Origin of the sequence: Acidovorax delafieldii 2AN, from assembly GCF_000175235.1 — a bacterium.
Classification (GTDB): domain Bacteria; phylum Pseudomonadota; class Gammaproteobacteria; order Burkholderiales; family Burkholderiaceae_C; genus Acidovorax; species Acidovorax delafieldii_B.
On record NZ_ACQT01000231.1, the window covers coordinates 1 to 5502 of the forward strand.

A 5502-nucleotide genomic window follows, 5' to 3' on the forward strand; every position below is an offset into this window, starting at 1 on the left:
CGAGGGCCATCCGCGCGCTGGCGCGCAAGCGCGTGCCGGTGCGCGCGCTCAACGACCCCGTGGCGCTGGCGAACGAAGCGGTGGCCCTTTTTTGCGGCCTGCTCGGCCAGGCGCCGCCCATTCGCGTGGAATGTGCGCAGGGCAGCGCGGGCCTGCGCGTGCCGGGCGACCCGCAGCAGATCCAGCAGGTGCTGCTCAACCTGCTGAAAAATGCGCTGGATGCCCACCGCGCCGCCGGCCGGGCGGAGGCACCCATCACCATCACCATCGAACGCCAGGGCGACCGCCTGGTCATGGCCGTGCAAGACCAGGGCGCCCCCTTGAGCGAGGCCGAGCGCGCGCGCTTGTTCGAACCCTTCTACACCACCCGCCCCGACGGTCTGGGCCTGGGCCTGGCCATTTGCCGCGGCATTGCCGAAACGCATGGCGGCGCGCTGCAGGCCCGCCCGGCCGGCGCGGCGGGCGACCCCGGCATGGTGTTCGAACTGCTGCTTCCGTTGGCCCCGACGGCGATCCGCCTGCCACCCACGCCCCAGGACATTGCGCCATGACTGCACCCCTTCCCGTTGTCCACGTGGTGGACGATGACTCCGCCTTTTTGCGCTCCACGCTGTTCATGGTGGAGGGGCTGGGCTTTGCGCCCGTGGGCTACGCGCAGGCGCAGGATTTTCTGGATGCCGACCCCGTGCCCGCGCCGCAGGGCTGCTGCCTGCTGCTGGACATTCGCATGCCGCGCATCAGCGGGCTGGAGCTGCAGCGGCGCCTGTCCGCCCTGGGGCGGGCGTTTCCCATCGTGTTCATGACCGGCCATGGCGACATCGACCAGGCTGTGCAGGCCATGCGCGCGGGCGCCATCGATTTCTTGCAAAAGCCCTTCCGTGAGCAGGCGCTGCTGGATGCGCTGAACCACGCCGTGCGCGTGAACCTGGCGGCGCAGCGCGAGCAGGGGCTGCGCGCTGCCGCGCAGGAGCTGCTGGGGCGCCTGTCGCCGCGCGAACGCGACGTGGCGCGCCTGCTGGCAATGGGCCTGAGCAACAAGGAAGTGGCGCGTCAGCTGAGCATCAGCGACCACACCGTGCACGTGCACCGCCAGCGCATCACCGAAAAAACCGGCAGCGGCCATGCCGCCGACCTGGCCCGCCTGATCCTGCGCGCCGACCCGGAGGGCCTGGACGGCGGCTGAACCTGCGGCCCCGCCCCCCCCATGGCTCGAAAAGCCATCGTAAGGGGATTCCGCCTGAAGAAGCAGCGGCCGGGGCCGCTGCCAAGTCATGCACGGTTTCTCAGTACCGAGCGTCCGCAGGCTTCTTGTCCTTGGGCCAATCCTTGACCTTGCCGGCGAAGTCCGGGCGCGGCTGGTGGCTGAAGTACTCGGCCACGTCCACTGCTTCCTGATCCGTCAGGCCGCCCTGGCCCAGCGGGAACTTGTTGTGCATCGCGATCGGCATGTTGCGCTTGACGAAGGCGGCCGCCGTGTAGGTGCGGGCCATGCCGGCGCCAATGTTGAACGACTCGTCGCCCCACAGTGGCGGATAGACCCACTGGCCCTTGGCGTTCTTGATGCCTTCGCCATCGGCGCCGTGGCACAGCGCGCACTGGGCCTGGTAGATCTTCTTGCCGTTCTCGGTGTTGGGGATGATGCTCTGGCTGACCTTGCCCACGCCCCGGCCCTCCACCTTGTCCGCTGGCTTGGTCTCGCGGCGCATCCAGTCGAACAGCGCCACCATGGCCTTGAGTTCCTCCGAATCCAGCGGCAGCGGCTTGCCGTTCATCGAGCGCAGGAAGCAGCCGTTGATGCGGTCTTCCAGCGTGATGGTGCGGCCGGCGCGCGGTGCGTAACTGGGGAAGAAGGCAGAGATGCCGATATACGGCGAGCCATCGGCCACGGTGCCGGCATTCAGGTGGCAGCTGGCGCAGTTCAGCGCATTGCCCACGTTCTTGGGCAGCAGATCGCGCGTTTCGATGTTCAGGCGCGCGCCGTAGACCAGTTGCTTGGCGTTGGGCTCGGCCAGCATGGCGGCCAGGCGTGGGGTTTCGAAGGGCCGCGAGTTGTCAGGCTGCGCGTGGAGCTGCTTGCGCTGGCTGGCGATATCCCCGGCCTTGATTTCCGACGCATCCTTGCTGCCCCAGTTGCGGCGGGTGAAGTTCAGGATGTCGGCGATCTCCTGGTCGCCCAGTTGGGCAAAGGCGGGCATGGTCAGCGGCCGTGCGTGGCTTTGGGTCACCGGCGTGGTCCAGCCCGTCAGCATGATGTGGATGAGTGTGCTGGCATTGTCCGCCCGCAGCGAACGGTTGCCTTCCAGGGAGGGGAAGACGTCCTTGACGCCGCCGCCATCTGCGCGGTGGCAGTCGGCGCAGAACTGCAGGTAGCCCAGCCCGCCGCGGCTGGTGTAGAGATCGGCGGGCACGTTGTAGTGCGCGGCGTCGGCGGCATTGGCTTCGGTGCTGCCCATGGCGCGCGCCGGAATCGCGATGCGCGGCGCCGGGCCCTGGGCCACTTGCATCGGCAGGTCGTCCTTGCCGGCGGGCAGGGACTTGAGGTAGGTGCCGATGGCCAGCAGATCGGAGTCGCTCATGTACTGCGTGCTGTGCTGCACCACGTCCACCATGTTGCCCGAGACCGTGCCGTGGCGGTTGCGCCCGGTTTTCAGCATCTCGGCGGTTTCCTTGGGCGTCCACAGGTCGCGCAGGCTCAGGGCACGCCAGCCTTCCACCGTCTCGCCGGCCAGGAAGTAGGCGCCGTTCTTGCCCTCGCCGGTCATGGTCTTCTCCTGGAACGCCACGCCGCGCGGCGTGTGGCAGGCGCCGCAGTGGCCCAGGCCCTGTACCAGGTAGGCGCCGCGGTTCCACTCAGGGCTTTGCTGGGTGCTGGGCTGGAACGGTGTAGCGTCCAGGAACAGCCAGTTCCACAGCGACAGGCCCCACCGCTGGTTGAAAGGAAAGCCCATTTCCGAAGCCTTGTTGGGCGCCTGCACCGGGGCCACGCCCTGCATCAGATAGGCGTACAGTGCCTGCATGTCCTCCGTCGTCATCTTGGCGTACGAGGGGTAAGGCATGGCCGGATAGAGGTTGCGGCCGTCGGCCGCCACGCCCTTGCGCATGGCGCGGTCGAACTGATCGAAGCTGTAGCTGCCCATGCCGGTGGTCTTGTCGGGCGTGATGTTGGTGGAGTACAGGCTGCCGAACGGTGTTTCCAGCGCCAGGCCGCCGGCCATGGGCTGGGACTTGTTGCCGGTGTGGCAGGCCACGCAGTCGCCCAGGCGGGCGACATAGCGTCCACGTTCCACCAGACTGCGCTGCTCGGGCGGCAGATCGGCCGCGTAGTTGGCCGGCAGGTCATCAATGACCTGCGGCTCCAGGGCGTGCTTCGACGGCGCGCTCGCCGCCGCTTCAAGGGCCTGCCCGATCACGGGCGATGCGCCCACGAAAATCCCCGCCAGTGCCCCGAATAGAACTGCGCGGCGAACGAATGTGGATGGGTGGTGAAGGGGATTCTTCATGGGAAAAATAGATGTTGTTATGTGTGAATCTTGACCAGAATGCGCCGGCGGGTCCAGTCGGCAGCGGGCCGTAAATACCCTTGCACCTCGCAGCGCAACGCCACTGCACGCTGAGCACTTGTACGAACTCGCACAGGGCGCCCGTCGGTCCGGCCCTCGAAACAATCGTAGGGAGCGCAGCGCCTCCGCATCAGTACCGCTTTGGGGTAGGGGCATAGCCTTTTCGGGTTATTGCGCTGGCGTTCGATACCGGGGCCTGTGCTGGTAGGCTTGGAGCCGCCTTTTACCTTTCGTGCACCAACTGCGTCCGATGCCTACCCCTTCCCCTCGTGAACGCGCCGTGCTGGGCCAGCTCAGCGACATGGATTTGCGGCTGCTGCAGGTCTTCAAGAGCGTGGCCGAGTGCGGCGGCATGGCGGCCGCCGAACTGGAGCTGAACATCGGCACCAGCACCGTGAGCCGCCACATGAAAGACCTGGAAACCCGCCTGGGCCTCACGCTGTGCCGGCGCGGGCGCGCGGGCTTTGCCCTCACGGCTGAAGGGCAGCGGGTGTACGACGAAACCTTGCGCCTGCTCAGCGCAGTCGATGCGTTTCGCAGCAGCATCGACGACATCCACCGCCGCATGGGCGGCCGCCTGGAAGTGGCCGTGTTCGACAAGACCGCCAGCAACCCGGCCGCGCACATCGGCGACGCGATCGCGCTGTTTGCGCAGCAGGCGCCCGAAGTCAGCTTGCAGATGCACGTGGCGTCGATCCCCGCCATCGAGCGCGGCCTGATCGACGGCAGCTTTCACGTGGGCATCATCCCCGCGCACCGGTCCTCGCAGAGCCTGGTGTACGCCCACCTGTTCAGCGAGACCATGCTGCTGTACTGCGGCGCCCGCCACCCGCTGTTCGGCCGCGACCAAGGCGCGCTCACCTGGGAGGCCCTGCACGCCTACCAGTTCGCGGGCCTGGGCTACCACTCGCCCAATATGGAACTGAGCCACAGCGCGCGCCTGCCGCGCAAGGCCACGGGGTTTGACCAGGAGTCGATCGCCACGTTGATCCTGTCGGGCCGCTACCTGGGGTTTCTGCCAGACCACTACGCCGAGGGTTTCGAGCGGCGCGGGCTGATGCAGGCCGTGCAGCCCGCACAGTTCTTCTACCCCTGCCAGTTCGTGAGCGTGCTGCGCAAGTCGCCCCAGCCACCGCGTGCGGCGCAGGCGTTTGCCCAATGCCTTGAAGAGGCGCACCGGGCGCGTTGAAAGCCGCAGCCTGGCCGTTGCGCCCGGGGCTAACGCCTTTCCTGCGTTCTCTTTCTGCGGGCGCGTGGGCCACCGTAGGCCCCGGTCGCGTGGGGCGCGCTTGCCGGGCCTTCGCAACCGGCGGACAATGCGCTTTCATTATCTTTGCAGCGCTTTTGTCAAAGCGGGAGCAGCGCCCATGGCCAGCATTTCGTCGATTGCCAGTTCCGGACTCCAGGCCGCCCAGTTGCGCCTGGACGCATCGGCCAACAACGTGGCCAACATGAACACCTCTGGCTACCGCCGCGAGGCCGTTGCGCAGCAAGCCGATGCCGATGGCGCAGGCGTGCGCGCCACGCTGCAGCGCGAGCAGGACGCCAAGGGCGTCGCTTTGGAGCAGGAGGCCGTGGAGCAGATCTCGGCCACCTATGCGTTCAAGGCCAACCTGCAGACCCTCAAGACGCAGGACGCAATGATGGGCTCGCTGCTCGACGTCAAGGCCTGACGCGCGGCTGCGGCAGATGCCGTGGCACCCGGAATCCCCGCCTTGCGGGGCAAGGTGGTTCTGGGCCAGCGCTCTCAGGCGGCAGAGCCCAGCGTGGCCAGGCGGTGCACCAGCCAGCGTTGAAAAGCCAGGCCGGTGGCCGTGCGGCTGCGCAAGGGGATGGTGTTCATGGCAATGGCTCCTTTCAATGGTGGGATGAAGGCCTCAGGCGCCTTGGGGCGCCGCGCCGGCGGCCTGCGGGACCGGGGCGCTCTGCGCCGCCTGGGCCG

General features: G+C 67.7%; 5 protein-coding genes. 4 read left to right on the forward strand and 1 reads right to left on the reverse strand.

Annotated features, from left to right (window positions below; translation table 11 throughout):
• Positions 1-551: sensor histidine kinase (locus ACDELDRAFT_RS18440; RefSeq protein WP_005799514.1), on the forward strand; the 551-nt coding region annotated here is incomplete at its 5' end.
• On the forward strand, positions 548-1183 hold the full coding sequence (locus tag ACDELDRAFT_RS18445; protein WP_005799515.1) for a response regulator transcription factor: 636 nt from the start codon (positions 548-550) through the stop codon (positions 1181-1183). The genes ACDELDRAFT_RS18440 and ACDELDRAFT_RS18445, both read left to right, overlap by 4 nt.
• 100 nt (positions 1184-1283) lie before the next feature.
• Here the strand turns inward: ACDELDRAFT_RS18445 and ACDELDRAFT_RS18450 are convergent, their stop codons facing one another.
• Complete coding sequence (locus tag ACDELDRAFT_RS18450) at positions 1284-3500, reverse strand: c-type cytochrome (RefSeq protein ID WP_005799516.1); 2217 nt, start codon at positions 3498-3500, stop codon at positions 1284-1286.
• A gap of 310 nt (positions 3501-3810) precedes the next feature.
• Here ACDELDRAFT_RS18450 and ACDELDRAFT_RS18455 point away from each other — a divergent pair, with 310 nt between their 5' ends.
• On the forward strand, positions 3811-4749 hold the full coding sequence (locus ACDELDRAFT_RS18455; RefSeq protein ID WP_005799517.1) for a LysR family transcriptional regulator: 939 nt from the start codon (positions 3811-3813) through the stop codon (positions 4747-4749).
• 178 nt (positions 4750-4927) lie between these two features.
• Positions 4928-5233 carry a flagellar basal body protein gene (locus tag ACDELDRAFT_RS18460; protein ID WP_005799518.1) on the forward strand — a complete coding sequence of 102 codons (306 nt, stop codon included), beginning with the start codon at positions 4928-4930 and terminating at the stop codon, positions 5231-5233.
• Positions 5234-5502 lie beyond the last annotated feature (269 nt).